The organism is Actinomyces sp. oral taxon 169 (assembly GCF_013394715.1).
Taxonomy (GTDB): Bacteria; Actinomycetota; Actinomycetes; order Actinomycetales; family Actinomycetaceae; genus Actinomyces.
In genome coordinates this window covers 975163-1001453 of record NZ_CP058259.1, presented here as the reverse complement: position 1 = coordinate 1001453, position 26291 = coordinate 975163, and the positions used below count along the sequence as shown (strand labels likewise).

Here is a 26291-nt window from a genome sequence, read left to right as displayed (position 1 = left end):
ACCATCGTCACAGCCCCGGCGAGTCGGCGACCCGAACGGTCGATAGTCCGCGGAATATCAACCTTCTCGGTCTCGACCGCCAGTGCCCCCGGCCGGACTCGAACCGGCAACCTGCGGATTAGAAGGCCGATGCTCTATCCATTGAGCTACGGAGGCGTGCGCGAAGCGCCTCACCAGCCTACGCCATCAACCCGGCGGCCCCGCCCCGACGAGGGGGACGCCCCGAGGCGGTCGTCAGCACCAGAAGGCGATCTCGAGAAGATCACGTCGCCATGACGAGAACGCATCGATCTGAACGAGCGAACGGTTCTGCGCAGCCGCGACGTTGACATCTCACGCTGCTGAGCACCCTCGCCGCAATACGACCGTGATTGCACTGCAACAACCCTGTGACCGATTCGATCAACACCAGGGAGGGCCCGCACCTGCCCCGACGGCGTCATCCGCGTGTATCCAACCTCACGCCGGGGAGTCCTCACTCTTAGCGACGACGACGAAACAACAGTATCGTGGCCGCAGCCCCATCCCACCCCTCCGGAAGGACTGCGCCTTGCCCACTCCCGCACTCATCGTGCGCTCCCTCTCCGCCCAGTCATCACTGGAGCCCCACACCTTCACCACTCCTTTCACCGTGGGACGCTCACCGGACAGCGACGTTCAGATCGTCCACCCCCTCGTCTCCCGCACCCACCTCCAGGTGACCCCCACCCCGACCGGGTGGGCGGTGAGGTGCCAGGGCCGTAACGGCATGCTCGTCAACGGGGCCGTGACGCACGAGGCGCTCGTGACTCAGGGCACTCGAATCCAGCTGGGCGACGCCTCCGGACCGGCGCTGGGGCTCACTCCGGTCGTCTCCGGTAGCCTGCCTCAGGCCGGTGCCCCCAACCAGCCCCAGCAGATGGGCCGGCCCGCGCCATCCGCGCCAAGCGCCCCCTTCATCCCATCACAGCCGAGCGCGGCCTCCGCACCGCAAGCCGCCCCCCTCCAGCGCCCGGCGGGTCCGCCCCCGGCCGCGGCCCTGTCGGCGCAGTCCGCGCCCATGCCCCAGGCCATGGCATCGGCATCCTCTGCGGCCACCTACGTGGCACCCCCGGGCCGCCAGGCGCCTCCCTCATCGAGCTCAGCGGGTTCGGGAGCCTTCCCCACCTCACGCCACACGCTCAAGTCCTTCCGCATCACCTCCTCGGGCACCATCGGGCGCGCGCCCGACAACACCCTGGTCCTGGATGACCCGCTCATCTCCAAGCACCACGCCCGTATCGACGTCTCCCCCAACGGCATGGTCGTCACCGACCTGGGATCCACCAACGGCCTCTACGTCGCCGGGCAGCGCGTGTCACAGGTCCAAGTCACCCAGCCCGTGCTGATAGGTCTGGGATCGACCTTCATCGCCCTGAGCCCGGACGGTCTGTGCGAGGTCCAGGTTGCCGGCGGAGCCGGCGGCGAGCTGGTGGGTAAGGACCTGACCTTCCGGGTCAACAACGGCAGCATGACGCTGCTCGACGGCATCTCCTTCTCCCTGCCGGGCAACGAGTTGCTGGCCGTCGTCGGCCCGTCGGGAGCTGGGAAGTCGACGCTGCTCAAGGCCCTCACCGGCGAGCAGAAGGCCCAGGAGGGCCAGGTGCTCTTCAACGGGCTGGACGTGTACGAGCACTACCCGGTCATGCGCAACAAGATCGGTGTGGTCCCCCAGAGCGACGTCATCCACTCGGCCCTCACTGTCCGCAAGACCCTCGAGTACGCCGCTGAGCTGCGCTTCGCCAAGGACGTGTCCAAGGCCGAGCGGCGCCAACGCATCGCCGAGGTCCTGGAGGATCTTGACTTGACCGCGCACGTGGACAAGCGGGTCAAGAAGCTCTCCGGAGGCCAGCGCAAGCGGGTCTCCACCGCCATCGAGCTGCTGACACGCCCCAGCCTCCTGTTCCTCGACGAGCCCACCTCCGGCCTGGACCCCCAGCTGGACCGTGACGTCATGGACCTGCTGGCGTCCCTGGCTCACGGGACACGTCCCGGTGACAGCGGCCGCACGGTCGTCGTCGTCACCCACAACGAGAACCACATCGACCGCGCGGACAAGGTCCTCATCCTGGCTGCGGGAGGCAAGCCCGTCTACTACGGCTCCCCCCGCGAGGTACTCCCCTACTTCCGCCAGAGGCTCAACGAGATCGCCTCTCAGGGCCGCCTGCTGCTCAACACGCCGAAGGGAACCCTGCCCGACCCGCCCGCCGTGGACGGCTACGCCGATGTCTACGCCCTCATCCGCAACCACACCGCAGAGCTGCGTCAGTACATGGAGGCCACGGTGCCCTCGACTCGGCGCGGAGGGGCTCCCGCAGCGGCCGCGGGACCGGCGACGCAGGAGAAGCCGCCCAAGCAGCAGTCCGTGCTCAGGCAGGTCTCGACCCTCGTGCGGCGCCAGCTGCGGATCGTGGCGGCCGACCCGTCCTACCTCGCCTTCATGCTGCTGCTCCCCATCATCATGGGACTGCTGACCAAGGCGATTGAGGGCAGCGACGGCTTCGCGGTCCCCCACTACCCGGAGCCCACTCCCCCGACGCCGGAGAACCCCACTCCCCCGATCATCAAGTACTCCAGCCAGGCCCTGCAGCTGTTGGTCATTCTCATCACCGGGGCAGCCTTCTCCGGGATGTCAGCGACCATCCGTGACCTCATTGGGGAGCGGGACGTCTTCCTGCGGGAGAAGGCCGTCGGCCTGAGATCCGGCGCCTACCTGTTCTCCAAGGCGACCATCCTGGCGCTCATCACCACCATTCAGACCGCACTGATGCTGGGCATCGCCCTGGCCCTCAACAAGGGCCCCTCAGATGCCGTCATCCTGGAGGGGTGGCCGGGGCTGGAGCTGGCCTTCTGCTGCTGGGCCGTCGCCTTCGTCTCCGGGCTCCTGGGGCTGGCCGTCTCCGCGATGGTCTCCTCCTCCGAACAGGTCATGCCGGTCCTGGTGGTCTCCATCATGGCCCAGCTGGTCCTGTCCGGCGGCATCATCCCGATCGCGGGACGGGCGGTCTTCGAGCAGCTCGCCTGGTTCATGCCGTCGCGATGGGGTTACGCCATGGCCTCCTCCACGTTGGAGATGCTCGCCATCCTGCCCAACCGTGACGACGCGCTGTGGAAGCACGAGACCGGGCAGTGGCTGACGGACTACGGCATACTCTCAGCCATCGGCCTGGCGTGCATGGTGGTGTGCTACGTTGCCCTGGCCCGCCGCGGGCGTCGCTGATCCTCTTCTCAAGCTCTCCCGACATGGGCGCCGGGGTGCCGACCACAGAGCTGGTCGGCACCCCGGCGTCACGTATCGGCCGTGTGTCGCGGGTGCTCCTACTTGCTGGTGATGCGGCAGACCACCAGATCGAAGTAGTAGGAGGCGCCTTGGGCGACCAGAAGACGGGCGTCGCTCTGGCCCTTGGCGGGAGGGACCGTACCGCCATAGGCGCCGGGGGTCTTCCAACCGACCTTGCCCGTATCGGGCGATACGGCGACGACGAGGTTGCCCGGTTCACTGTCCCATATGCTCTGCCTTCCGACCTCGACCAGCACCTGCCCGTCACTGAGTAGCCCGATGGGCCTGATGTGGCAGCCCTCGCGCTGCGAGAACTCAGGCAGCGCGAGCTTCTTACTGCCGACCTTGGCCGTGCAGGCGCTCGTATCGATGACGACGTCGACCGTGCCGCTGGGGCCGATGACCGGGGTGGTCGAGGACGATGCCTTGGCCAAGGAGGAGTACGCATCCTTCAGGGACGAGGCATCCAGGGGCGCTGACGCAGCCCACCAGTGCTTCTCCGAGAACTTGCCTGAGACGGTTGCCGCCTCGCTGCCGTTGGCCTTGTAGATCGTGGCGCCCGAGGACGTCACTCTCGAGAAGGCCTCCGACCCGGACGCGATATTGAATCCACCGGGAAATCGAGTGTCCTCATCGAAGTCCGAGCCCTGCTGCTTGCCGGGCTCGGAGACGAGCACCTCGCCGTTCTTGGCGGACAGCACCTGGAACTGTCGCGACTTGTTCTCGTAGGTGAGGATGAAACCGTTGTCGACCCGGCCTGCCTCGTACTGACCCGAAGCGGTCCACTTCTCCTTGCCGGATGCGTCGTAGGCCTTCATGGAGCCGCCGTCGGAGGACTCCCCCTTGTCGGACACGATGCCGAGGTCAGATGTCGCGCCGATATAGAAGGACCCCTTGGAGAAAGGCACCTTGGAGGTCTTGCCCGCGGCCCCGATCACCGTGGACTCGTCACTGGCCTGGGTGCAGAGCATCGAGCCACCGACCCAGGGGCGGACCTTGAAGCACTCACCGCTCCACACCGGCGTCGTCGTGCTCTTCGTGAGATCCACGAGGTGCTTCTTGCCATCGCGTTGGAAGGCGATCGTGGTTCCGTCTGCGGACGGGACGGGCTCGGAGGTCTCCGCGTAGCGCAGCTCCTCCCGGACACTGTTGCCGGCGGGCAGCGCCGCCGCCCACCGGTTGTCGATCTGCGCTCCGGAGAAGAAGTACCACCAGGTCGCGCTCGCCCCCACCACTGCCAGGACGGTGACCACGGCGGCCACAGCCACCCATCGACGGCGCCACCACCGCCGACGCGCGCCGGCCTGCGGTCCCCCCGTTGCAGCCTGCGGGTGCTGCGAGCCCGGCTGACTGTAGAAAGCGGGGGCGGAGGGACTGGAGATACCGGGGCTGGCCGGCATCGCAGGACCGGCGAAGCCCGCGGTCCCTGCCGTTCCCGGGCTGAGCGGAACCTGTCCGGGGCCGGGGACGTACTGCTGCCCGCCCACCAGGGTCGGCGCATCCGGGGCGAAGGCCATCGTGGCCGAGGTCGCCGAGGGACTCGGCAGCGTCGCCGGCGGCGCCGCGGGCTCGGCAGCAGGAACGGCGTCCCAGTCGTAGGGAACGAGCGAGGCCGTCGACTGCGGGGGCGAGGCCAGTCGCGGCGCTGCGGGCAGACCGGCCAGAGCGGACTGCATGACGTCCAGGCGCTGGGCGACCTCCTCAATGGAAGGACGCATGTCGGGCTGCTTGGAGATCATCGCGGCGATGAGCTCCCACAGCGGGTCGGGCACTCCCAGGGGCCGGCCCGCATCACGTCGGGCGTGCTGGCTCAGCAGCTGGGCGGGCTCCCCCACGAACGGCGTCGTCCCGCACGCCATCTCGTAGAGCATGATGCCCAGTGAGTAGATGTCGGCGGCGGAGGTCGGGGCCTGTAGCGACAGGATCTCCGGCGCCATGTACAGCGGTGTACCGATGGCCCCGGTGAGGTGGGAGGCGGAGAAGGTGTCGCAGATGCGCGCCACCCCGAAGTCCGCCAGTCGGGGCACAACGGTCTCGGGCACCTCCCCTCCCGGGGCGACACCAACGACGACCGTCTCAGCCGGGTCGCCGCCCCGGCTGGGACGGGAGCTGAGCAGGACATTGGCGGGTTTGATGTCCCGGTGGATCACGCCGGCGCGATGAACCGCGAACAGTCCCTGAGCGATACGTGTCCCCAGGGACGCCACCTGCGCAGGTGGCAGACTGCCGTGAGACCTCAGAAGATCTCGCAGGTCGCCGCCGTTGACGTAGTCCATGACGATCGCGAAGGTGGAGCCCTCGATGACGACGTCACGAATGGCGACGACATAGGGGCTGCGCACCCGCAGCAGAGTGGAGCGCTCCTTGATGAAGCGCTCCACGACGTCGGGGTTCTCCACCAGCTCCGCACGCAGAACCTTGAAGGCCAAGGTCTCCCGGGCGTCCGTGCGCCGACCGCGCCAGACCTCTCCCTGGGCACCCGCACCGATCCGGGTCTCCATGATGTAGGAGCTTCCGAGGTGACGGGGGGCGGGGCTTTGGGACATGAGTGCTCCGTGTTGCTCAAGGGCGGTCAGACTTCATAGAGACCTTATCGCGATCTTTACGCCGCCGGACCGCTACGCCAGGACACGGTCACCCATCACGCCTCGAATCTCACCACCCCATGGGAGGGTCCTCGGTTCTGAAGCTCGCCGAGGTGACTACAGTGGTTCCCGTGAGCAAACAGATGACTACCTCTGACCCGCTGGTGTGGATCGACTGTGAGATGACGGGGCTGGACCAGAGCGCCGACGCGCTCATCGAGGTCGCCGTCGTCGTCACCGACTATGAGCTCAAGCCCCTGGCGGAGGGAATCGATGTGCTCATCAAGCCCCCCGCCGCCGCGCTGGAGCAGATGGACGACTACGTGCGCACCATGCACACCTCCTCGGGCCTCCTGGCCGCCCTGGAGGACGGGGTGACCATGGAGACCGCCCGCACCAAGGTCCTGGACTACGTGACCTCCCTGGTTCCCGAGCCCCGCACCGCCCAGCTCGCGGGCAACTCCGTGGGCACGGACAAGGCGTTCCTGGCCCGCGACATGCCCGAGCTCATCGAGCACCTCCACTACCGGATCGTGGACGTCTCCTCCCTCAAGGAGCTGGCCAAGCGCTGGTACCCCAGGACCTTCTTCCACGCACCGAAGAAGGCCGGCGGCCACCGCGCGCTGGCGGACATCCTGGAGTCCATCGACGAGCTGCGCTACTACCGCGAGGTCCTGTTCCCCGCCGGGGAGGGCCCGAGCTCTCAGGAGTGCAAGGACGCGGCTGAGCGGATCCTCAACACGCCTACCAGGTGAGCGGGACGACGGTGTCCTCGGCGCACCCCTCGAACGTGACGTAGTGCACCGACTCCAGTTTGGTGTGCGGGGATAGGAGCGGATACAGTACCGATTCGTTGCGGTGATACCGTACATGGTGGCTGTAGCTCAGTCGGCAGAGCGCCTGGTTGTGGTCCAGGAGGTCGCGGGTTCAAACCCCGTCAGCCACCCCACTGATGGCGGATCATCCGCCCCATCCCCCCTCCCAAGGCAGCAAACGACGCTGCCACCCTAGCGGCGCAGGCTTGCTGCGGACAGTGATGGCTTCAGCCTCTCCCCTGCGCCCCGACAAGTAAGCAGCGCGCTCACTGCGACGCCCCTGCCGGCGGAGCAGGTGCTCGATGCCTCGACAACCACCCTTCGAGAAAGTCCCTCCCATGCAACGCCGCGACTTCCTACTCGCCCTGGCCGCCGGAACCGCAGGCTGCCTCAGTGCTTGCAACACCGCACGGCCGGCGGCACATTCAGCCTCACCGGCCTCACCTCCGACGCAGGGCTCACCCCGGGCCTCCACATCCCCCTCCCCCACGCCCTCACCGACCCCCTCCCTCAGCCCGCTCCACCTTCAGGACGGCCCACCGCCACTTCCCGCACCCACGCCTGCGGACTCGCTCATCACCGGCCTGCCGGAGAACGTCGGCAACGTCGTGGCCATCACCATCGACGACGGCGTCGACTCCTCTGTCGTGGACGCCTACCTGGACTTCGCCAAGGACTCCGGAGTCCGCCTGACCTTCTTCGTCACCGGCTGCTATCCGAGCTGGACCGACAACCGGGACAAGATGAGGCCCCTGGTGGAATCCGGGCAGATTCAGCTGGCGAACCACACCTGGACTCACCCTGACCTGACAACGCTGTCGGAGGGCGGGATCATTGACGAGCTCACCCAGTGCGAGAACCTGCTGCGCAACACCTACGGTGTCACAGGCGCGCCCTTCATCCGACCCCCCTACGGCGGCCGCAGCTCCTACACCGACTCGGTCTGCGCCAAGATCGGCTACACGACCACGACCATGTGGTACGGCTCCTTCGGAGACTCAGGACAGCTCACGCCGGAGGTCCTTCTCGGTGAGGCGCAGAAGTGGCTGCTCGCCCAGCACATCGTCATCGGTCACGCGAACTTCCCCACCGTCACTTCCGTCTACGGTCAGATCATCGACATTCTGCGTCAGCGCTCTCTACAGACGGCCACGCTCGACGACGTCTACTTCGGCCCCGGTCATAATCGCCACGCCTGAGGGCGCTCACCGCGCGAGAGTCTCCCGGGCCTCCTCCTGCCCCTCGCCGCACGGTCGCGCCCGATCGAAGGAGCCGATCTCCGGGGTCCGCGGGAGGTAGGCGATCTCGCAGCGGCCTTCGAGCTGCTCGTCGAAGGTGCCGATCCAGTCATCGCCGATGACGAAGACATCGATTCCGTACTCGTCGACGTCCCGACTCTTCTGCCCCCAGGTCTGCTCGGGAACGACCATGTCGACATAGCGGACGGCCTCAAGCATCGCCTTGCGCTGCTCATAGGTGAAGTAGGCGCGCTTCCCCTTGGAGGCGCTGAACTCATCGGTCGACAGCGCAACAATGAGATAGTCACCCATGGCCTTGGCCCGGCGCAGCAGCTCGATGTGCCCGTAGTGGAGCAGGTCGAAGGAGCCGTAGGTGATGATGCGTTTCATAGGGATTGTCCTCGCGGGTTGAACCCATCGATCTTTGTATGAATCACACAAGAATCGATGGTGTTGTCGTTGGTTGCGCGTATGGCGGTTGAACGCGCTCGCCACTAAGTCTAGGCACGAGACACCCCCCAAGAATCCTTTGTTACCCCTCTGAAGCAGGCTTTCAACTATGTCGGCCGTCACCCACTATCGCGTAACCCAATGAATGCGCGAAACCGCCGCACCACCCCTCGGCTCGGGGCGCCACAAGCTGAGGCCATCATGTGACAGAACCCCAGTATTCCGCGATATAGCAACGATTACGAGCGGTTTCGGCGCCGTCACGATAAGCCCTGAACATCACAGTCTGATTGCAGACGAGCCAATCATGACGACTACCGCTTTTCCTACTGGTCGACCCAACTACCGTTATAAGAAAGCGAGTAAAGAAGGCCGCAACCCAGGCCTTTCCCGTCCCAGAAGACCGGAGGTCACCAGTGGTCGCAGTAGTTCCTGCCCGACCCCTTGCCGCCCCCTCCCGCACCTCCTCCACTGTCCCCTCTGTGGCCGCTTCAGTGCCCGGCCTCCCGTCCGATTTCTCGGCAGTGAGCCGAGACATCGCCTCCTGGGCGCTATGGCTCTTCCTGGCGACCCTTATCAGGACGCTCTTATCAACGCATCGAATTCTTTATCCGCGTCTGCTCCTGATAGGGGTCGCGGCCGCGGTTCTCATTCAGGTGACCGCCTGGTGCGTGACATGGCATTACTGGCCGTGGGCCTCGACGCGGGTCATGCCCTTCATCATCGTGGCCGGGGCCGGGTTCGCAGTCGGTTCCTGCTTCCTCGACCTCGCCACGCAGGTCCATCTCCTTCCGTGGACCGCAGGCCTGGCAGGGTCCGCCATCGCGGTGGCGGATCAGTGGCGGCGCCGCCTGAGATGGCGGGCTCACGCCCGGCGGACCCTGGAGACAGCCTCATGACCACCCTGCTCCTGAGCGGGCTCGCCCTGACGGCAGCCGTCTGCGCCTCCTTGACCGCGGCCGTGATCCCGCTTCTGAGGAGAGCCCGCGTCGTTGACGTCCCCGGGGACAGATCCCTGCACCGGATGCCTGTCCCCCGCGGTGGTGGACTCGCCATCGTCCTGGCCGCCTCACTGGCCACCTGGACAGCGGTCCTCGCTGCGGTGCACCTGCAAGGTGCTGTTCACGCGATGACCGGGGTCGACGTCGCGCTCATGGGGCTGGCGACCGTACTCGCCTTCGCGCTGCTCGGACTGATCGAGGACCTGTTCTCGGTGTCCGTCAGGACCCGTCTGGTTCTCCAGCTCGTCCTGGGCGCAGGGCTCGGTCTGATGGCGCACAGCGCCTTCGAGGTCTCACTGTGGTGGACCCCGGCGATCTGCGTGGGCACCGCCGCGCTGGTCAACGCCACGAACTTCATGGACGGCGCCAATGGTCTGGCCTGCGGCCACGCCCTGCTGACCTCCCTGTGGTATGTCCAGGTGGCGGCCGTCGCCCCGGTCGCCGGGCTGGGGCTCGTCATGGTCTCGGTGGCCGGAGCCTGCCTCGGCTTCCTGCCATTCAACACCCCTCGCGCCAAGGTGTTCCTGGGTGACTCCGGCTCCTACGCCCTGGGCGGCGCCTGGGCCTTCGCCGTGACGGCCTGCCTGTCCCGGGGCGTGGCCGTGGAGGCGGCTCTCGCCCCCGTCCTCGTGCTCCTGGCCGATACCGGCTACACCCTGTGGATGCGGCTGAGAGCGGGCCAGTGCTGGTACGAGCCGCACCGGCTGCACGTCTACCAGCGCCTGGTCTGCGCCGGATGGCCGCACTGGGCCTCGGCCCTCCTGGTGACCCTGGCGGCAGCGTCGTGCTCCGCCCTGGCGGCCGGCAGCCTCCTGACCAGCAACCGGCTCTGGATGCCCCAGCTCGCCATGGCAGCAGTCCTGATCCTCTACCTGAAGATGCCCTCCATCATCGGAGCCCCCAACCCCTTCCCCACCCTTCGAAGGGCGAGGTGAGGACATGCGCATCCTTCTGCTCACCCACTACTGGGCACCGGAGGTCGGCGCCCCCCAACGCCGCTGGAACCGGCTGGCCGAAGCGCTGATCTCACGGGGCCACGAGCTGGCGGTGCTGGCTCCGGCCCCCCACTACCCGGGGGGTCGTCTCCTGCCAGGCGGCGCGGCCCACGTGGCCGGTTCGATCAGGCGGGACGTCACCGGAGCGATGGTGCACCGCACGATCTTCCGCCCCTACAGCAGCGGAGTGTGCGGACGAGGGACCGATCAGATGGTCGCGGCGGCCGACTCCGTGCGCCTGGGGGTGGCGCGCTTTCGGGGAGGTAACCGTCCAGACGTCATCCTCGGCTCAGTTCCCGGGCTCCCCACCCTCCCGGCGGCGCTCGCCGTCGGCAGGGTCCTGCACCGTCCGGTCGTGGTGGAGCTGCGCGACGCCTGGCCGGATCTGCTCCTGTCAGCCGCGCAGTGGTCCGAGCCGGCCGCCTGCCCATCGGCACTGGCATGGGCCCACCGGGCCCGCCGGCTCCACATCGTCGACCACGGCACGCGCAGCCTCCTGCCACCCCTCATCACCCGCCTGGAGCGGGAGGCCGCGGCCGTGGTGACGACGACGGACTCCTTCGCCCAGGTCCTGCGCTCGCGCGGGGTACGCCGCGTGGTGACGGTGCGCAACACCGGCGCCGCGGTGCAGACAGGCCGCACGGATGCCGACCGACGCCGATCGGACGACATCCTGCACGTGCTGTACCTGGGAACCGTGGGGCGCGCTCAGGGCCTGAGTTTTGCGGTGAGGGCCGCGCACATCGCTCAGCGCAACGGCACCCCGGTGGTACTGCGGATCGTCGGCGACGGCGCACAGCTCCAGGAGGTGGCGGCCCTGGCCCACAGGCTCGCCGCCCCTGTGGAGATCCTCCCCCCTGTGCCCTGGAGCGAGGTGGCTGAGCACTACGCCTGGGCCGATACGGCGCTGGTGAGCCTCCAGGACTGGCCGGCCATGTCCGTGACGGTCCCCTCCAAGCTCTACGAGATCATGTCCGCCGGAGTTCACGTGTGCGCCTCGGTGGACGGAGAGGCCCGGCGCATCGTGGAGGACGCCGGCTGCGGTGACGTCACCGCCCCGCAGGACTCGCAGGCCCTGGCCTCCCTGTGGAGCGCCCTGGCTGCCGACCGCAGCCGTCTGGACGTGACGGGCGGACGGCGCTGGCTGGCGGACCACGCCGACGCCGAGGCCATGACCGACCGCTACGAGTCCCTCCTGAGGCAGGTGGCCGGTGGCTGACCTCCAGATCCTGAACAACCTCGCGCTGCTGAGCACCTCCGCCGCCCGGCAGATGGTCGAGGACCCGGTGCTCCTGGCCCTGCAGGGGGCACGTCGGCTGTCTGAGCCCTGGCGCAGCCGCAGCGCTCGGGCTCTCGGCATCGGCGCAGGCGAGCACGAGCTGCGCCGGGCACTGTCGGCGTTCATCGCCGACCGACCGGACTCGGCTAGTGAGGCGCTGAGCCGGGCGGTGCCGCGATCGGCCCTCGGCCGCAGGCTCGCCGCCGAGATGGCGATCCACCTCGGTTCCGCCGAGCACAGGCATCTTGACGCCGATGGCCTGAGCCCCACGGTGCGCGCGCGGGACCTGTGGTCCCGGGGACACCTGAGCGCCGCGCTCAGCACGCTGGAGGCACTGCCCGGCTCCGGGGCGCTGCGGGCCCGCCTGCGTTCCCAGCTCGCCATGATGAGCCCGGGCTTCCACCTGCCCCGCTTGTCCCCCTCACCGGGTTGGACCACTCCTGACCCCGGCGAGCCGCTGCGAGTCCTTCACCTACTGACCAGCTCACTGCCCCACACCCAGTCCGGCTACACCGTGCGCTCGCACGCGCTCCTGCAGGCGCAGTCCGACGCCGGCATCGACGTGCGGGCGGTGACCCGCATCGGCTACCCCGTCATCATCGGCAGGGCCTCGGCTCAGGCCACCGACGTCGTCGACGCAGTCACCTACCGGAGGCTTCTGCCCGCGCGCACGCAGGCCGCCCCGATAGCCCGGCTGGCTCAGATGAGCCGCCTGCTGGCGCGGGAGGTGGAGGCGTTCCGCCCCCACCTGCTGCACACGACCACCAACTACGTCAACGCCCTGGTCGCCCAGGCGGTGGCGCGCTCCTTCAGCCTGCCCTGGGTCTACGAGATGCGAGGGGTGCTGGAGTGCACCTGGGTGGCCTCCAGGCCGGTGAGTCAGCAGGCCGAGGCGCTGGGCTCCGAGCGCTTCGCGCTGCTGCGGGCCAAGGAGGCCGAGATGGCCCGGCGGGCCGACGCCGTCGTCGTCCTCTCTCAGGTCCAGGCCGAGGACCTCGCGGCCCGGGGTGTCGAGCCCGGCCGGATCACGGTCGTCCCCAACGCCGTGGAGCAGGATGTCCTGGAGGCCACCAGGTACTCGCCAGTGGATGCCCGCCAACGGCTGGGACTGCCCCCCGAGGGCCTGTGGGTGGGCAGCGTCTCCTCCCTGGTGGGCTATGAGGGCTTCGACGTGCTCTTTCGGGCCGTGGCACTCTGCCGCGCCCGGGGGGACGACGTGCGGTGCGCCGTCGTGGGTGACGGGGTCAGCCGTCCCGGGCTGGTGGCCCTGGCTGGAGAGCTGGGGCTGGAGGCCTCGGTGTGCGTCCTTCCCGGACGGGTGGAGCGCACAAGGGCCCTGGACTGGTACCAGGCCCTGGACGTCTTCTGTGTGCCGAGGCTGGATACGCCGGTGTGCCGGCTGGTGACGCCGCTCAAGCCGATGACGGCGATGGCGCTGGGTCGGCCGGTGGTGGTCTCCGACCTCCCCGCGCTCAGCGAGCTCACCGCCGCAGCGACGAATCGGTCCTTCCCGGCCGGCGACGTCGAGGCGCTCAGCCGAGTGCTGACTGATATGGCGGCTGGAGAGCCCCTGCCCTCGACGCCCTCAACGCATCAGATGCTGCCCACCTGGAGCGGCAACGCAGTCCGTCAGGCCGAGATCTACAAGGAGCTGGTATGAGTAGGGCGTCCTGGGCCCCGTGGCCCGATGGGCAGCCGTTCTGGGGCGGCAGCTCGGAGGTCAGTGTCAGCGTCGTCGAGCTCAGCGAGCTCTACCCGGTGGGCCGGCGCCCGCCGCTGGTGGCCTACATCCGCCAGCTCTGGCAGCGCCGGCACTTCATCTGGGCCGATGCCCGGGCCAAGGCCCTGGGCTCTCAACGGGGCACCTTCCTGGGCAACGCCTGGCTCATCGCCAAGCCGATGCTCGACGCGATCGTCTATTTCCTGGTCTTCGGTCTGCTTCTGCAGACGAGCCGCGGTATCGACAACTTCATCGGCTACCTCATCATCGGCGTCACGTTCTTCCCGCCGCTGCAGCGGGCGGTCACCGGTGGCAGCCAGGTGATCGTCACCGGCAGGAACCTCATTCGAGGCTTCTCCTTCCCTCGGGCCGCCCTGCCCGCGTCGTACACGATTCGCAGCGCGATCGACCTGGTCCCGCCGATGATCGCGCTCCTCGTCCTCGTGGTGGTCCTTCCCCCTCACGCCTGGCCGAGCTGGCACTGGGTCCTCATCGTCCCGGTCCTGGCTCTTCAGGTGCTCCTTAGCCTGGGGCTGACGCTGGCGGCCTCCCGCATCACGACGACGATCCCGGACATGCGCAACATCTGGCCCTTCCTGACTCAGTTCTGGTTCTACGCCTCGGGAGTCTTCTTCTCCTACGAACGGTTCATCCATCACCCGGTGATGCTGCGGGCCATGGACCTCAATCCCGGTTACCTCATCATCACGATGTACCGGGACGTGATCCTGTACCAGCGCGTTCCGCAGCCGCGCATGTGGCTCATCCTCAGTGCCTGGTCGCTGGGTCTGACCGCCGTGTCCTTCGTGTTCTTCTGGGAGAAGGAGGAGGCCTACGGTGTCGAGCGCTGAGACCGGGCCGAAGAACGAGTCTGCATCCCTCCAGGCGGACGGGCCGGGGGAGGCGGCATCCCCCTCCCCCATCGTCACGATGACATCGGACGGTGACTCCTCTTCCGCCGTCATGACCGCGGCCGACGGTCACGAGGCCGGCATCGGCACGGCCACCGTCGTCGTCGACGAGATCGGGGTGAGCTACCGGGCGCCCTCCACGGATGCTGAGGATCTGCGCGCCGCTTCCGTGGCGCAGAAGATCGTCATGGGGCTGACTGGGCACAGGCCGAAAGTGAGGGTCGAGGCCCTCAAGAACATCTCCTTCGTGGCGCGCGCCGGGGAGTCGATCGGGATCCTGGGGCGCAACGGCGCGGGGAAGTCCACGCTGCTGCGCGTCATGGGCGGCTTGGAGACGCCGACCTCGGGAACGGTGAGCGCCCGTTCCACCCCGGTGCTCCTGGGCGTCAACGCGGCCCTCGTCCCGGACCTGTCCGGCGAGCGCAATGTGCGCCTGGGCTGCCTGGCCATGGGGCTGACTCCCCAGCAGATCGAGGCGATCATTCCGGAGATCATCGAGCTGGCCGGGATCGGGAAGGCCATCTACCGCCCGATGAAGACCTACTCCTCGGGGATGGCCTCACGTCTGCGGTTCGCGATCGCCGCCGCGGCGAACCCGGACATCCTCCTGATCGACGAGGCCCTGTCCACCGGTGACGCCGCGTTCAAGGAGCGCAGCGAGATCAAGATGACCGAGCTGCGGCGCGCCGCCGGGACGGTGTTCATCGTCAACCATGCCGCACAGGTCATCGAGGAGATGTGCACCCGGGCGCTGTGGCTCATGGATGGCGAGCTCATCGGTGACGGCCCGGGCCCCCAGATCGCCCACGACTACCGGTGGTGGTCCTGGAACATCGCCAAGAACAAGCCGGACAAGGCCGCCACGATCCTGGCCGAGTGCCGGGAGAAGTGGAAACCGGCGGGGGTGCGGATCCAACGCTCGGAGAGCCGCACCCTGCCCTACCGACACGCTCGAGGAGTATGACCATGCGCAGTGAGGAAAGCACGATGACAGCAGGACGAATCACGGTCTACGGCTCTTGCGTGGCCAGGGACGTGGCCGGCGAGATGGAGCGGCGGGGCTGGAGCGTGGAGCGTTACATCGCCCGCCAGTCCCTCATCAGTGCGGGGTGCCCGGCCGACGTCGGCGACGTCGATCTGTCCCTGCTCAGCTCGTCCTTCGCCCGTCGGTCCTTCCTGTCCGACATGGTGGGCAACCTGGAGGCACAGCTCACGGCCGTCGCCTCCTACACCGACCTCCTGCTGTGGGATCTGACCGACGAGCGCCTCGGCGTCCTGGAGACCTCCCCCGGGACCTTCCTGACGCGTTCGACCGAGGCGTTGACGGCCGGCCTCTACGAGGGGCTTCCCGCCAGGTTCCTCGAGCTGGGGACCGCCGAGCACCTGCACCTGTGGCGACCCGCACTGCTGCGTTTCCACGCCCTCCTGGAGCGGCTCGACCTGGCGAGGCGAACGATCCTCATCAACGTTCCCTGGGCGACGCGGACCACCTCGGGGATGTCCACCGTCCCGAGCTGGGGACAGACCGCCATGGAGGCCAACTGGGTCATGACCCGCTACACCGAGCTCGTCTACCAGGAGACCGACCTGCGGATTCTGCAGGTGCCCGACGAGCTCGTGGTGGCCGACGACGCGCACCGCTGGGGGGCCGCTCCCTTCCACTACGCCCCCTCCCTGTACTCGTGGGTCGCCGACGAGCTGGAGGTCGCCCTGGCACCGCGCCGCCTCGCCCCGGCGCTGTGAGCCCAGCCCCGTGAGGCAGGACGGCGTCGGACCGGGAGGGATCGACCCGCTTCAGCGACGACGCCGCAGCAGTCTGCGAAGGCGCCCTGTCCCAGTCGGGCGCGGCTCAACCAGCCGTGGCCGGCGGGGCCACAGGGGGATGCGGGGGATGCCTGCACCGGAGTGGCGCTGCGCCGCCTCGGCCCCGGTGAGGACCCAGCCGACGTCGATCCCGGCGTAGCCCAGGGGCTCCGCCTGCCGGCGGGAAGGCTCGACGGTGCACAGCTCGATAACCTCGCCGTCACGCACCACCGCCACCTCGGGCCGGCCTTTCCACAGCAGGAGGCGGGCCCGGTCCCGGGCACCGAGGTTGCCCCAGGGGCTGCGGAGGACCTGCTCGGTGTCGAGACGCTGCGCCAACACACGCATCTCGGCCGCGTGCGCCTGGCCCAATCCGGGTGGCTCGGTGGGCATCCGGCCGGCGTCGACGACCCCGAAGTACCAGCCCAGGTCGTACAGGATCGTCTGCTGGGCCCAGGGCGCCCCACCTGCGGCATCGAGAAGGGCGTGGTAGCGCGTGCGCATCTGAGCGACGTAGCGGCCCGGCCGCGACCAGGCGGTCTGCACCGCGGAGTCTCCTGAGACCCGCTTGTCATAGTGGTAGACGGCCTCGGGCACGTAGACGATCCGGCCCCAGCGGCTGCGGATGCGCCCCAGGTAGAGGGCGTCCTCGAAGGTGGGGGCCTCACGGTCCTCGGGGAACCGGGCCGCGAGCGCCCGGTCGGCCCGGATGAGACACTCGTGGACGGAGAGCTGGATGGCCTGCGGCTGCCGGGCGGCGTCGACCCGGGCCGTCCCGCCCTGGAAGCGGAAGTCGAGGGGGTGGGGGATCTGCTCGCCGTCCTGGTGGATGAGGGTGCGGCCGGCCAGGAGGACATCGCCGCGGCGCCTGGCTGCCAGGAGTCGGGTGAGGAAGTCGGGGGCGAGCCAGTCATCGGGATCGGGGAAGCCGATCCACTGGCCCCGGGCCCGCTCCATCCCGAGGTTGCGGGCGCGGCCCTGTCCGCCGTTGTCCGTCTCGATGATCTCGACGTCGAGGTCGGTTCGCCGTGCCCAGCTCCGACAGGCCCGCGGTGAGTCGTCGCAGGCCCCGTCCAGGACGAGCACGACCTGGAGACGGTCGTGGGGGTGGTCCTGGGCGTCGAGCGAGCTCAGGAAGCGGGGCAGGTATGGGGCCACCCCGTAGACGGGGATGACGAGGCTGACCAGTGGCGGGCGGCGGCGCATCCGCGGGGCCCCCGCCAGCGGGGCCAGCATCAGATCACGTCGCGTCGGAGCAGGGCGGTCAGGCGGGCGCAGGCTCCGGCGTCGAGCAGGAGGAGGTCCTCGGGGGCGGTGACTCGTCCGGCGACGACGTCCTCGACCGCCTGATGCACCTGCGCGCTGGTGTCGGCGCCGATGGCTCCGATGGCCTCGTGACGGGCGCGGTAGCGGTCCGTGTCCGGCCGTGCGCGGGGGTCCCAGACGATGCCGACGCAGCCGGCGATCATGCCCTCGTCGAGGACGGATGAGCGGTCCGAGACCACCGCCCAGGAGCGGGCCAGGGTCTCGGGCAGCTCGCGGCCGGTGACGGCGGGCACGCCCAGAGCCCGGAACCACTCGGGTGCGTGCAGTACCAGCTTGGGGTGGGCGAACAGGACGGTGCGGTGGCCGGCCTGGGTCAGGCCGGCGGCCAGCTCGAGCCAGGGCCGGTAGAGCGCGCTGAGGAGTCCGACGGCGTCGGGGTCGCTCTCCAGGGCGCGTGAGACCTCGGGGTCCCAGGTGGGGGCCAGCAGGATGCTGTCGCGCTCGCGTCCCAGGAGGCTGTGGAGGTGGTCGTGGCGGGGGAAGCCGGTGCGCCAGACCTCTCGGTCGGTGAGGGTGTAGGAGGTGTGGTCGGCGGTCAGCCCGGCCTGCTCGGCGGCGGTGGCGCACACGACGACGTCCATGCGGGCGCCGTTGAACCAGCGCCACATGTCGCGCATGGTCACGCCGTGCTGGAGGAAGACGAGGCGCTGGTCGGGGCCGACTCCCGTGCCGGTGAGGCGGCCCGCGATGAGCGGGTCGCCGATGTCGGACAGGAGGATGGTCTCGGCGCCGCTCCAGGCGGCGTCGAATCCGGGGCCGGTCGGGTCCAGCAGGACGAAGCCGTCCTGCGCGAGGCGCTCCCAGTCCGGGCTGCTGCGCTCGATGACGAAGATGTGCCGGACGCTGGGTGCGTGGGTGCGGGCGTAGCGGTACAGCGGCTCGGCGTTGTCGCCGGCGCTGTCGTGGCGGTCCATGTAGAGCCAGGTGCGGGGCCAGTCGGAGGGGGATGAGGCGGTGTACGGCGTGGGCGCTGAGGAGGAGGCCACGGAAGTCGTGGAGGACGCCGCGGAGGAGGCCTCCTCGGCCGGTGACGTGCCGCCGGACTGTTGGGTCTCCTGCGTGCCGGTGGGACTCAGGAGCCGGGCCAGGCGCCGGCGCAGCCCGGATGAGGCCCCTCCCGGGCGGCCTCGCCCCGGAGGCGTCTCAGGTGGCCTGGGGTTGCCCCGGTAGGGGGCCACCGGGAGCTCTTGGCCGTCGATGACGGCGGTGATCTGCCCCTTGGGCAGCCAGACGATGCGCTCGTGGAGCACCACGTCGTCGAAGTAGCGGTGATCGACCGTCTTGGCGCTGGTCGGTCGGGCCCAGGCACCATCCACCTTCCACTGCTCCTGAGGCATGTCGCCGACGTAGAAGTAGGTGGCCTTCTGGTCGTTGCGGAACCTGCGCGCCGAGGGCAGGATCGGGGCGGGCATGGGCCCGGCGGCCATGGCGACCAGTGCGGTGCGACGGCCCACAGCCAGCGGAGTGGAGCAGTACGCCTCGATCTGGGAGGCGGGGACGCGCCGGGTGACGGCGCGCAGAAGCTGGGCCACCTCGGCGCGCTCGGCGGCTGTGAGCCCGGCCGAGGGGAAGCGCAGTCCACGGTCGGCGTCGGTGACCTGGATGAGGCGGTGGATGATGAGCTGCTGGACCCAGGCCGGTGGGGGGCTTCCGGCCTGCAGCCACGCCGGCAGCACCGTGCCCAGCAGGTGGCGGTAGTGGTCGATCCTTCCCCAGCGGCCGGGGGGCTGGGGGGCGTGGCGGATGACGGCCGGGCCGTCGTGGAGGCCCACCCGGTTGCCGGTGGCCATGATGTGAGCAATGAGCCCGCTCAGGGCGGTGTTGTCGTCATCGGCCGCGGTCTGAGCGCCGACGGCGCCGTCCCCGGTGTGGAGGGCCCCTGGTCCGCCCCAGTCCTGCAGGCCGTGACGGGGGATGGTGAGCACCGCTCCGCTGACGGTATCGGGGAAGATGTGGGGCTCGACGGTCAGGTCAGCGGTGCGGCTGCCGTGCTTGAAGCGCCACTGCAGCCGCTCGTCGCGGGCGCCGTCGGGGCGGATGGTCACGGTTGGGGTGAGGACGACCGCCTCGCCGGTGCCGTGCTGGGCCACTGAGGTGAGATAGCCCGGCTCGACCCGGTCTCCCGCCTGGAGGAGCAGGACCCGGGTCCCTGCGGCCAGGGGGCGCAGGACCTGGCCCAGTCCCGCCGGATCGGGGCAGCCGATGGGGACGATCCCGCCTTCGGGCGAGTCCTGGCCAAGAGAGTCGAGTGTGGCCTGCCCATCTGCGGAACCGATGATGATGACGTGCAAGGTCTCGGTGCTGCGGGCATTCATGAGGTGGGCATCTCCGTTTCGTGGGGCGGTCCCCAATGACTAATGGTGGACGTAGCCAGCACCTCCGCGTTGGAGATGTCCCAGGTGTGTCCGAAAGTCGTCCCTCGCCGTTGGACGAACCCGAATCGGGAGGCCGAATAGATACGGGCCCCGGCACGTGTGCAGTCATTGAGGAAACCGGTGTCCTCGCCGGTGGTCGTCTCGGGAAAAGTGACCTCGCGCGCCAGGTCCGCCCGAGCCACCAGGGTCGGCCCGGAGACGAAAGTCGTATAGCGGTGCTCCCAGTCGGCGAAGCGCAGCACCGTCAGGTCCGGGCCCGTCAGGTGCAGGTAGTGGGCGTGCTTGCCCACGACCTCGGCACGGGCGTAGTCGGCCGCCGCGAGCGACTCGAAGAGGTAGTGATCGCCGTAGAGGTCGTCGTCGTCCATCTTGGCGATGTAGTCGGCCTCGACCCGCGAGAGCATGAGGTTGTAGCAGCCACCCAAGGGAGTGCTGGTCTCGGCGCTGACCCAGTCGATCTCAAGGTCCAGATCGCGGGCCCGGGCCCTGCTGCGGGCCGGGGCGGTGAAGCCGTGGGTGAGGATGACCGGCGTCATCGTCACCTGCTTCTGACCGGCCAGGGTCTCAAGGACGTGGTCGATCTGCTCTGGCCGGATGGTGGACACCAGCGGTGCGATGGTGGGGCGGCGCGTGGCCCGCTCCCCCAAGCCGACGACTCGCAGCACGGTCTCCACGCGGTGGCTGTAGGTGTGCCGGCTCCAGATCTCCCGTTGTGCCAGATGCGTCATGTACTCCCCGAGGGCCGGGTTGGTCACGAGCGCGCGCACGGTGTGCCCGGCCTGAGCGCGGTCGGTGACCTTGGCCAGGGCGCCTGCGGGCAGCAGGCGGTCGGTGGCCGGCGTCGGGGTGCTCACTACGGGAGTGCCGCAGGCCAGGACCTCGATGATGCGACGCGGAAGCATGGAGGGGCTGTCCACCACGGAGCTGACGTTGAGGAAGACGGCGTAGGCGCGGTAGGCGCTGAGCATCTGGGTGTAGGTGAGGCTGCCACGCACGTGCGAGTCCCACGGAGGCGGGAACTGGTAGGTGTCGTCGCCGCCGAGGTACCGGGAGAAGATGTCCAGCCCGCGGGGCAGGCGTGCCGAGACGTCGTGGGCGCCGCCCAGAACGATCTCCATCTGCTCGCGCCGCTCGGGGTACTTGTGAGCGAAGTAGGTGCCGGCGAAGGCGACATCCCTCAGGGGCGCGGGGCGACCCTCCTCGTCCAGCAGGCGGATCGGGTTGTGGATCGCGGGCTGGGCGGCGAAGGGCAGGATCCCGATGCGGTCATGTCCCAGGTCACGCCGGTAGTGCTCCACCATCGCCTCATCGGTGGTGAAGACCCAGTCGAAGAGGCGGGCGGTCTCGATGGCCTCGTCGTAGTGGGCGGGATCCTCCTTGTTCCAGAAGACCGTCGGCACTCCTCGGTCCCGCAGTGCGGTGACCATGTCCCTCAGGTGGCCCGAGGGTCCCTGGGAGCCGATGACCTGGAAGCGCCAGGCGTCGTCGTTGCCGTGCCAGGCGGACTCCACGAAGAGCAGGTCGATGGGGGTCTGCTCGACCTGCTCGCGCCAGCCGGTGGGGGTCAGGGGCACCGAGCGCCACTCGTAGCCCAGGGCGAGCGCCGTGAACTCGTCGGCGATCACCCCGACGGTCACGTCGTGACGGGGCCCGGTCTCCTGCGGTGAGGGCAGCGGCCAGTCCGGTAGGAGCGTCCGGTCCCGCCGCCTGGAGGCCCACTGGCGGGGGCGGGCCCAGGCGGTGGCCCGACGACGGCGCAGGTGCTCACGCAGCCCCGTCAGCCCCGAGTGGCGCAGGTGCCACAGGGCTCGCCGCAGCTCGGGGGCGGGTCGGTGCGTCATGCGAGCTTCCCTCGCGAGGCCGCCCGCTTGCGCCGCCGCCTCTTGGAAGCCGTCTTCCCCTGGGGCTGCTGGTGGAGTGCCTCGGGGCCGAGCACTGCCGCCAGGGTGTCCCGCAGTGAGCGCGCGTTGTGCTCGGTGACGTCGAAGTCTCCGTGGGCGAGGCGGGGCTCGGCCAGTGCCGAGCGGATCGCCTGGGCGATGTCCTGGGGAGAGGTGCCGCTCAGAACCCCGTATCCGAGGTCGACCAGCTCCCGGTTGCCCGGAAGGTCTGAGGCCACGACCCCGGTTCCCAGTGTCATCGCCTCCAGCAGGGTGACCGGCTGCCCCTCGTGCAGGGAGGGCAGGACGAAAAGGTCGGCTCCGCCCAGGACCGGGAACGGGTTGTCCATCTGTCCCAGCAGCGCGACGTGCCCGGACAGGCCCAGGGAGTCGATCCTGGCCCGCAGCGTCGCCTCGAGCACCCCGGAGCCGACGATCGCCAGGCCGACGTTCAGTCCCTGAGCGCCGCCGTCCTCGGTGCCGTCCTGCTTGCGCAGAAGGGCGAGCGCCTCGATGAGAGCCGCCTGGTTCTTCTCCATCGACATCCGCCCCATGGTGGCAAGGACGATGTCGTGCTCGTCCTTCAGCGCGGTGAAGGCCTCGGGGGCGGGTGCCTGCGCCCCGAGGCGGACCCGCTCGACGTTAAGGAGATTGCGGGCAGAGAGCTGGTGCTGGGTGAGGTCGATGCCCAGGCCGGCCAGCCCGCTGCGGTTGTGGCGGGCCAGTCCCGGGCTGACGGCGACGACGGCGTCGACGGCGCTGTAGAGGGTGAAGACGCGCTTGAGGCCCGGGTACTTGTCCCGGTACTCGTTGTCCATCTGGTTGTGCTGGTAGCAGGAGGTGCGCGATCCGCGACGACCCCAGGCCGCGATGAGCGAGACCCAGGTCTCGGCGTAGCCGTCGTACTCGATGGCGGCATCGGGCACGAAGTCGCCCAGGATGCGGCGCGTCTCGCGCTCGTAGTAGGCCCAGTAGCAGTCCCAGAAGCTCTGCGAGGTGAAGGCCTCGGGGTGCCGGGCGAAGTCGTTGACGCAGGCCCGTTCGTGGATGCGCCAGGGAGCGGCCCCGGGCTTGCAGATGACGTGGACGTGGCGGGGCAGGCATCGGAAGATCTCCTGACGGTCCTCGTTGTTGCGCAGGACGGAGGGCTCAACGATGAGGTTGACCGAGTAGAGGTCCGGATCGAGCGCCTCCAGGAGGGCCAGGAGGGCGGAGGCGATCCCATTGGGGATCATGGAGGCGTGGAACAGGAGGGTGCGGCGCCTGCGGGAATCGTCGCCGGACGCGGGCTCAAGGGCGTGGTCCCTGATGATGGCCCGACGTCCGTGGTCGAGGTCGTCGTCGAAGAAGGCTCGGGCCAGGCGCGACGAGGCCTGTCCGTCCTCGTAGGGGCAGTACCGGTCGAGGGCCTTCTGGGGCGCGATCCCCTCCCCAGCCAGGGCACGCCCGATGGCTGAGGCCAGCTCAGCGCGGTCATAGCAGGCCAGCCCGGGGACCTCCTCGGGATCGAGGTACAGGCCCCGCTCGGCCCGGTACTCCTCGATGTCGTGCATGTAGAGCACGATGGGGCGCTTCTGGGGCAGGAAGTCGAAGAGGATCGAGGAGTAGTCAGTCACCAGGACGTCAACGGCGGCCAGCAGCTCATTGGTGTCGATGTCCTTGGGGACGACGCTCACCGGCAGATCGACGCCGGCCAGCAGCTTCTCGGACAGACGGTGGGCGCGGTAGACCACGAGCACGTCGTCACGGGAGGCCATGGCGGTCAGGTCGGCGACCAGGGCCTCACGGTCCAGCTCCCGCTTGCTGACCCCGCCGCGCCAGGTGGGGGCGAACAGGACCAGACGGCGCTCATCGTCCTCAGCCAGTCCCAGGCGACCTCGCAGCGCCGTGCGCTCCTGGGCGCTCATCGTCAGCGAGGTGTCCAGTCGGGGGGAGCCGGCGACGATGGTGCGGCCCCGGTAGACGTCGAGCAGATCATGGTCCTCGACCAGCGCCCATCGGGTGAGCTCATTGGGCGCCATGAGCGTGGTGCTCAGCTGGAAGTTGCGTTGCAGGTTCTCGTAGTCGAGCAGACCTCCCCGCATGGACCGCCCCAGGGTCTTGAAGGGAGTGCCGTGCCAGGTGTTGAGGTAGCGCTGCTCGCGGCGGCGCACAAAGTAGGGGGCGAAGGAGACGTTGTTGACGAGGTACCCGGCGGTGGCGAGGTACTGCATGTACTCGGTGCTGTGCAGGGGGACGAAGACGACGTTGCGACGCCCCAGCAGATCCGCGGGGATGGCACCGAGGTCATTGACGGCCCACACGTGCAATAGGTGGGAGTACTCCGGCCGGTCCACCATCCACCGGAAGATGGCCAGGGGGTGACAGCCGATCGAGGCGCCGTGGTTGGACTCCCACAGCACCAGGTGGGGGCTGACGGGAAGGACCTCCAGGGCCTCGGCGTAGCGGATGTTGCGGGCGGCTGTCGCGGTGCGTCCATAGGCCCGCGGGTCCAGCCCGTCCTTGCAGCCGAACTCCTCGGCCTGCTCGAGGATCTCGCAGGCGAGCTCCACCTGCCCGGCGTCCTGGGCCAGCTGGGCCAGGACCAGGCGGTGGTTCCGGTCCCCCTTGAGAACCAGCGGGAGGATATGCCGGATGGACTGAGCGGCAGCCTGCGCTGCGGCGGGCGGGATCACCTCACCGGCGCCGGGATCACCCGCGGGGTTATGGGAGCTGAGAGCCTCGTGAAGGCCGAGCATGACATCGCCGATGGTGGACTCGACCAGATCCTCCGGCCGCTGCCGAGGCGGGGGTGTGCTCTTCGCGCGGACCAGGTCGAGGAAGCCCGTGCTGGCCAGCTGCTTGGACACCGATGCCAGCCCGCGCGGAGCCGGCCCCAGGTAGGCCCAGAAGGAGGCCAGCGCCTCGTCGTAGCGTCCCAGCCTTGCCAGGCAGACCCCACGGCGATAGTTCCACCAGCTGCGTGCGGGCTTCTTGAGCGTCCGCAGGGCCTCCTGGTACGAGCGCTCCGCGGTGGCGAGGTCGCCGACACGTTCCGAGGCGAGTCCCAGCTTGTAAAGAGTGTTCCCGTTGCCGGTGTCCAGTGAGGCGGCCAGGGCGTACTGTCCTTGTGCCCGCTCGTGCTCGCGCAGACGGTCCAGGCAGTAGGCCAGCTCGTAGGCCCGCTCCACCCTCGACATCCCCTCGCCCGGGTAGATCTCGAAGAGCTCGGCCGCCAGCCTCCAGTCGCCCCGGGAGCACGCGAACTGGGCCGGCCCCTTGCTGCAGGCCTTTCCTCCGGCGGCCTTGCAGGCGGCGGCGAAGCTGGCGGCGGCGGAGGCCCGATCACCCTCACGGTGGGCGATGACCCCCTGCTCGAAGAGCTCCTGCGCGCTGAGCTCATCGATGTCGGCCAGGGCGTCCAGGGTGCACCTGGCCGGCCCGTTGAGCCCCAGGTGAAGCTGAGCCTGAAGGAGCTTGCGCAGCCAGGCGGCGTCGTTCTCGTGCTCCGGCAGTCCGGAGAGCAGAACCTCCAGGCGCTGCCACTGCGGGGTGCTCGCGGGCAGGCAGGCGAGCAGGTTCTCCGAGTAGCGCCGGTCCCGCACCCCCGAGGAGAGGGCGCGTGAGAAGAAGACGGAGGCCCCTTCTGGGTCATCCTGTCGCTTGAGGAGGCAGCCGGCACGGTAGAAGGCCTCTCCACAGGAGGGGTCGCGGTCGGCCACCTCGGTATAGGTTCTCAAGGCCGCCTCGAACCGTTCCTGACGCTCTGCGATGACCCCCAGCCGCAACCGGCTGGCCGTGTCGTGGCCGCTCTCAGAGAGCTTTTCATACAGACGCTTGGCCTCGGCCAGGTTACCGTCCTCGTACTCCCTGGCGGCGGCATAGCGCACCAGCCGGGTGGTGGCCGGCAGCTGCAGGCGGCCGGAAACAGCACGCCCCATTTTTCTGAGAACAGCATCCTTACTCATGATGGTCGCCCTTATTTCAGTATGAACATTACGCGTATTTAATCCTGCGCCAGTTGACACAGCATGCAGCGAGCCTCGACCCGGACCTCCGCCCGGCCCTGGATACAGCCCGCACAGCGAGTCGCCGCTCAGCGCACCACTCAGCCCAGGCGCATATCACTCTTGATCCGAGTCGTTGAGACCTCGGGAGTCCGCGGGAGGTAGACGACCTCACACAGACCCTTGAGCTGGTCGTCGAACTCGCCGTTCCAGTCGTCCCCCATGACGAAGACATCAATACCGTATTTGGCGATATCCTCGGTCTTCTGCCCCCAGGTCAGCTCGGGCACCACGAGATCGACATACCGGATGGCCTCGAGCATCACCTTGCGCTCCTCGTAGGAGAAGTAGGCCTGCTTACCCTTTCCGGCATTGAACTCATCACTGGACAGCGCCACCATCAGGAAGTCCCCCAGCGCTCGCGCACGCTTCAGCAACGCAATATGACCATAGTGGAGCAGGTCATATGTGCCATAGGTAATCACGCGCTTCATGGGGTCACTTCCTGATTGGACGTTCGAGGCTCGCCCTCAACAACACTCCGGACAAACCACCGTGATTATTCCCCACCCCGAGAACCAATATCGAAGATGTCATAGAATCGATGCGATACCGATATGCCGCCGAAA

17 protein-coding genes and 2 tRNA genes are annotated in these 26291 nt (G+C 68.7%); 11 read left to right on the top strand and 8 right to left on the bottom strand.

The window, feature by feature from the left end; genetic code table 11:
• Positions 1-83: 83 nt before the first annotated feature.
• Positions 84-156 (bottom strand) — tRNA-Arg (locus HW274_RS04275).
• 394 nt (positions 157-550) lie between these two features.
• Between HW274_RS04275 and HW274_RS04270 the strand changes: the two genes are divergently transcribed.
• A complete protein-coding gene (locus HW274_RS04270) occupies positions 551-3238 on the top strand; it encodes an ATP-binding cassette domain-containing protein (RefSeq protein WP_185989285.1) in 2688 nt (895 codons plus the stop codon).
• Between the two features lie 98 nt (positions 3239-3336).
• Here HW274_RS04270 and HW274_RS04265 read toward each other — a convergent pair whose 3' ends face one another.
• On the bottom strand, positions 3337-5844 hold the full coding sequence (locus HW274_RS04265) for a serine/threonine-protein kinase (RefSeq protein WP_185989284.1): 2508 nt from the start codon (positions 5842-5844) through the stop codon (positions 3337-3339).
• Positions 5845-6026: 182 nt separating this feature from the next.
• Here HW274_RS04265 and orn point away from each other — a divergent pair, with 182 nt between their 5' ends.
• From orn to HW274_RS04250, 3 genes are all read left to right on the top strand, one after another.
• Positions 6027-6638 carry an oligoribonuclease gene (gene orn / locus HW274_RS04260; RefSeq protein ID WP_075405510.1) on the top strand — a complete coding sequence of 204 codons (612 nt, stop codon included), beginning with the start codon at positions 6027-6029 and terminating at the stop codon, positions 6636-6638.
• Between the two features lie 118 nt (positions 6639-6756).
• Positions 6757-6832: transfer RNA gene (locus HW274_RS04255), tRNA-His, on the top strand.
• Between the two features lie 204 nt (positions 6833-7036).
• The gene (locus HW274_RS04250; RefSeq protein WP_075255217.1) at positions 7037-7897 is read left to right on the top strand and encodes a polysaccharide deacetylase family protein; all 861 of its coding nucleotides are present in this window, start codon (positions 7037-7039) and stop codon (positions 7895-7897) included.
• 6 nt (positions 7898-7903) lie between these two features.
• Here the strand turns inward: HW274_RS04250 and tagD (HW274_RS04245) are convergent, their stop codons facing one another.
• A complete protein-coding gene (tagD, locus tag HW274_RS04245; protein WP_075255216.1) occupies positions 7904-8326 on the bottom strand; it encodes a glycerol-3-phosphate cytidylyltransferase in 423 nt (140 codons plus the stop codon).
• A gap of 731 nt (positions 8327-9057) precedes the next feature.
• Between tagD (HW274_RS04245) and HW274_RS12770 the strand changes: the two genes are divergently transcribed.
• The 7 genes from HW274_RS12770 to HW274_RS04210 are packed head-to-tail and all read left to right on the top strand — an operon-like array spanning position 9058 to position 16035.
• The gene (locus HW274_RS12770; RefSeq protein ID WP_260679183.1) at positions 9058-9285 is read left to right on the top strand and encodes a hypothetical protein; all 228 of its coding nucleotides are present in this window, start codon (positions 9058-9060) and stop codon (positions 9283-9285) included.
• Entirely contained in the window at positions 9282-10322 is a 1041-nt protein-coding gene (locus HW274_RS04235) for a glycosyltransferase family 4 protein (protein ID WP_185989282.1), read from the top strand. The genes HW274_RS12770 and HW274_RS04235 overlap by 4 nt, the downstream gene beginning before the upstream one ends.
• Before the next feature lie 4 nt (positions 10323-10326).
• Positions 10327-11601, top strand: coding sequence for a glycosyltransferase family 4 protein (locus tag HW274_RS04230; RefSeq protein WP_185989281.1), 1275 nt, complete (start codon positions 10327-10329; stop codon positions 11599-11601).
• A complete protein-coding gene (locus HW274_RS04225; protein ID WP_185989280.1) occupies positions 11594-13321 on the top strand; it encodes a glycosyltransferase in 1728 nt (575 codons plus the stop codon). Before HW274_RS04230 ends, HW274_RS04225 begins: the two co-directional genes overlap by 8 nt.
• On the top strand, positions 13318-14232 hold the full coding sequence (locus HW274_RS04220; RefSeq protein ID WP_185989279.1) for an ABC transporter permease: 915 nt from the start codon (positions 13318-13320) through the stop codon (positions 14230-14232). The genes HW274_RS04225 and HW274_RS04220 overlap by 4 nt, the downstream gene beginning before the upstream one ends.
• Positions 14219-15256 carry an ABC transporter ATP-binding protein gene (locus HW274_RS04215; RefSeq protein WP_185989278.1) on the top strand — a complete coding sequence of 346 codons (1038 nt, stop codon included), beginning with the start codon at positions 14219-14221 and terminating at the stop codon, positions 15254-15256. The genes HW274_RS04220 and HW274_RS04215 overlap by 14 nt, the downstream gene beginning before the upstream one ends.
• Before the next feature lie 2 nt (positions 15257-15258).
• Positions 15259-16035 carry a DUF6270 domain-containing protein gene (locus HW274_RS04210; RefSeq protein ID WP_185989277.1) on the top strand — a complete coding sequence of 259 codons (777 nt, stop codon included), beginning with the start codon at positions 15259-15261 and terminating at the stop codon, positions 16033-16035.
• A gap of 51 nt (positions 16036-16086) precedes the next feature.
• On the opposite strand, the gene HW274_RS04205 is transcribed toward HW274_RS04210, so the two are convergent.
• The 5 genes from HW274_RS04205 to tagD (HW274_RS04185) all read right to left on the bottom strand — a co-directional run bounded on the left by HW274_RS04205 (position 16087) and on the right by tagD (HW274_RS04185) (position 26156).
• On the bottom strand, positions 16087-17331 hold the full coding sequence (locus HW274_RS04205) for a glycosyltransferase family 2 protein (protein ID WP_185989276.1): 1245 nt from the start codon (positions 17329-17331) through the stop codon (positions 16087-16089).
• On the bottom strand, positions 17331-19736 hold the full coding sequence (locus tag HW274_RS04200) for a hypothetical protein (protein ID WP_075255207.1): 2406 nt from the start codon (positions 19734-19736) through the stop codon (positions 17331-17333). The genes HW274_RS04205 and HW274_RS04200 overlap by 1 nt, the downstream gene beginning before the upstream one ends.
• Positions 19733-21637, bottom strand: a complete 1905-nt coding sequence (locus tag HW274_RS04195; protein WP_075255206.1) for a glycosyltransferase — start codon at positions 21635-21637, stop codon at positions 19733-19735. Before HW274_RS04195 ends, HW274_RS04200 begins: the two co-directional genes overlap by 4 nt.
• Entirely contained in the window at positions 21634-25623 is a 3990-nt protein-coding gene (locus HW274_RS04190) for a CDP-glycerol glycerophosphotransferase family protein (protein WP_075255205.1), read from the bottom strand. The genes HW274_RS04195 and HW274_RS04190 overlap by 4 nt, the downstream gene beginning before the upstream one ends.
• A 140-nt stretch (positions 25624-25763) precedes the next feature.
• A complete protein-coding gene (gene tagD, locus HW274_RS04185) occupies positions 25764-26156 on the bottom strand; it encodes a glycerol-3-phosphate cytidylyltransferase (RefSeq protein ID WP_075255204.1) in 393 nt (130 codons plus the stop codon).
• Between the last annotated feature and the right edge of the window lie 135 nt (positions 26157-26291).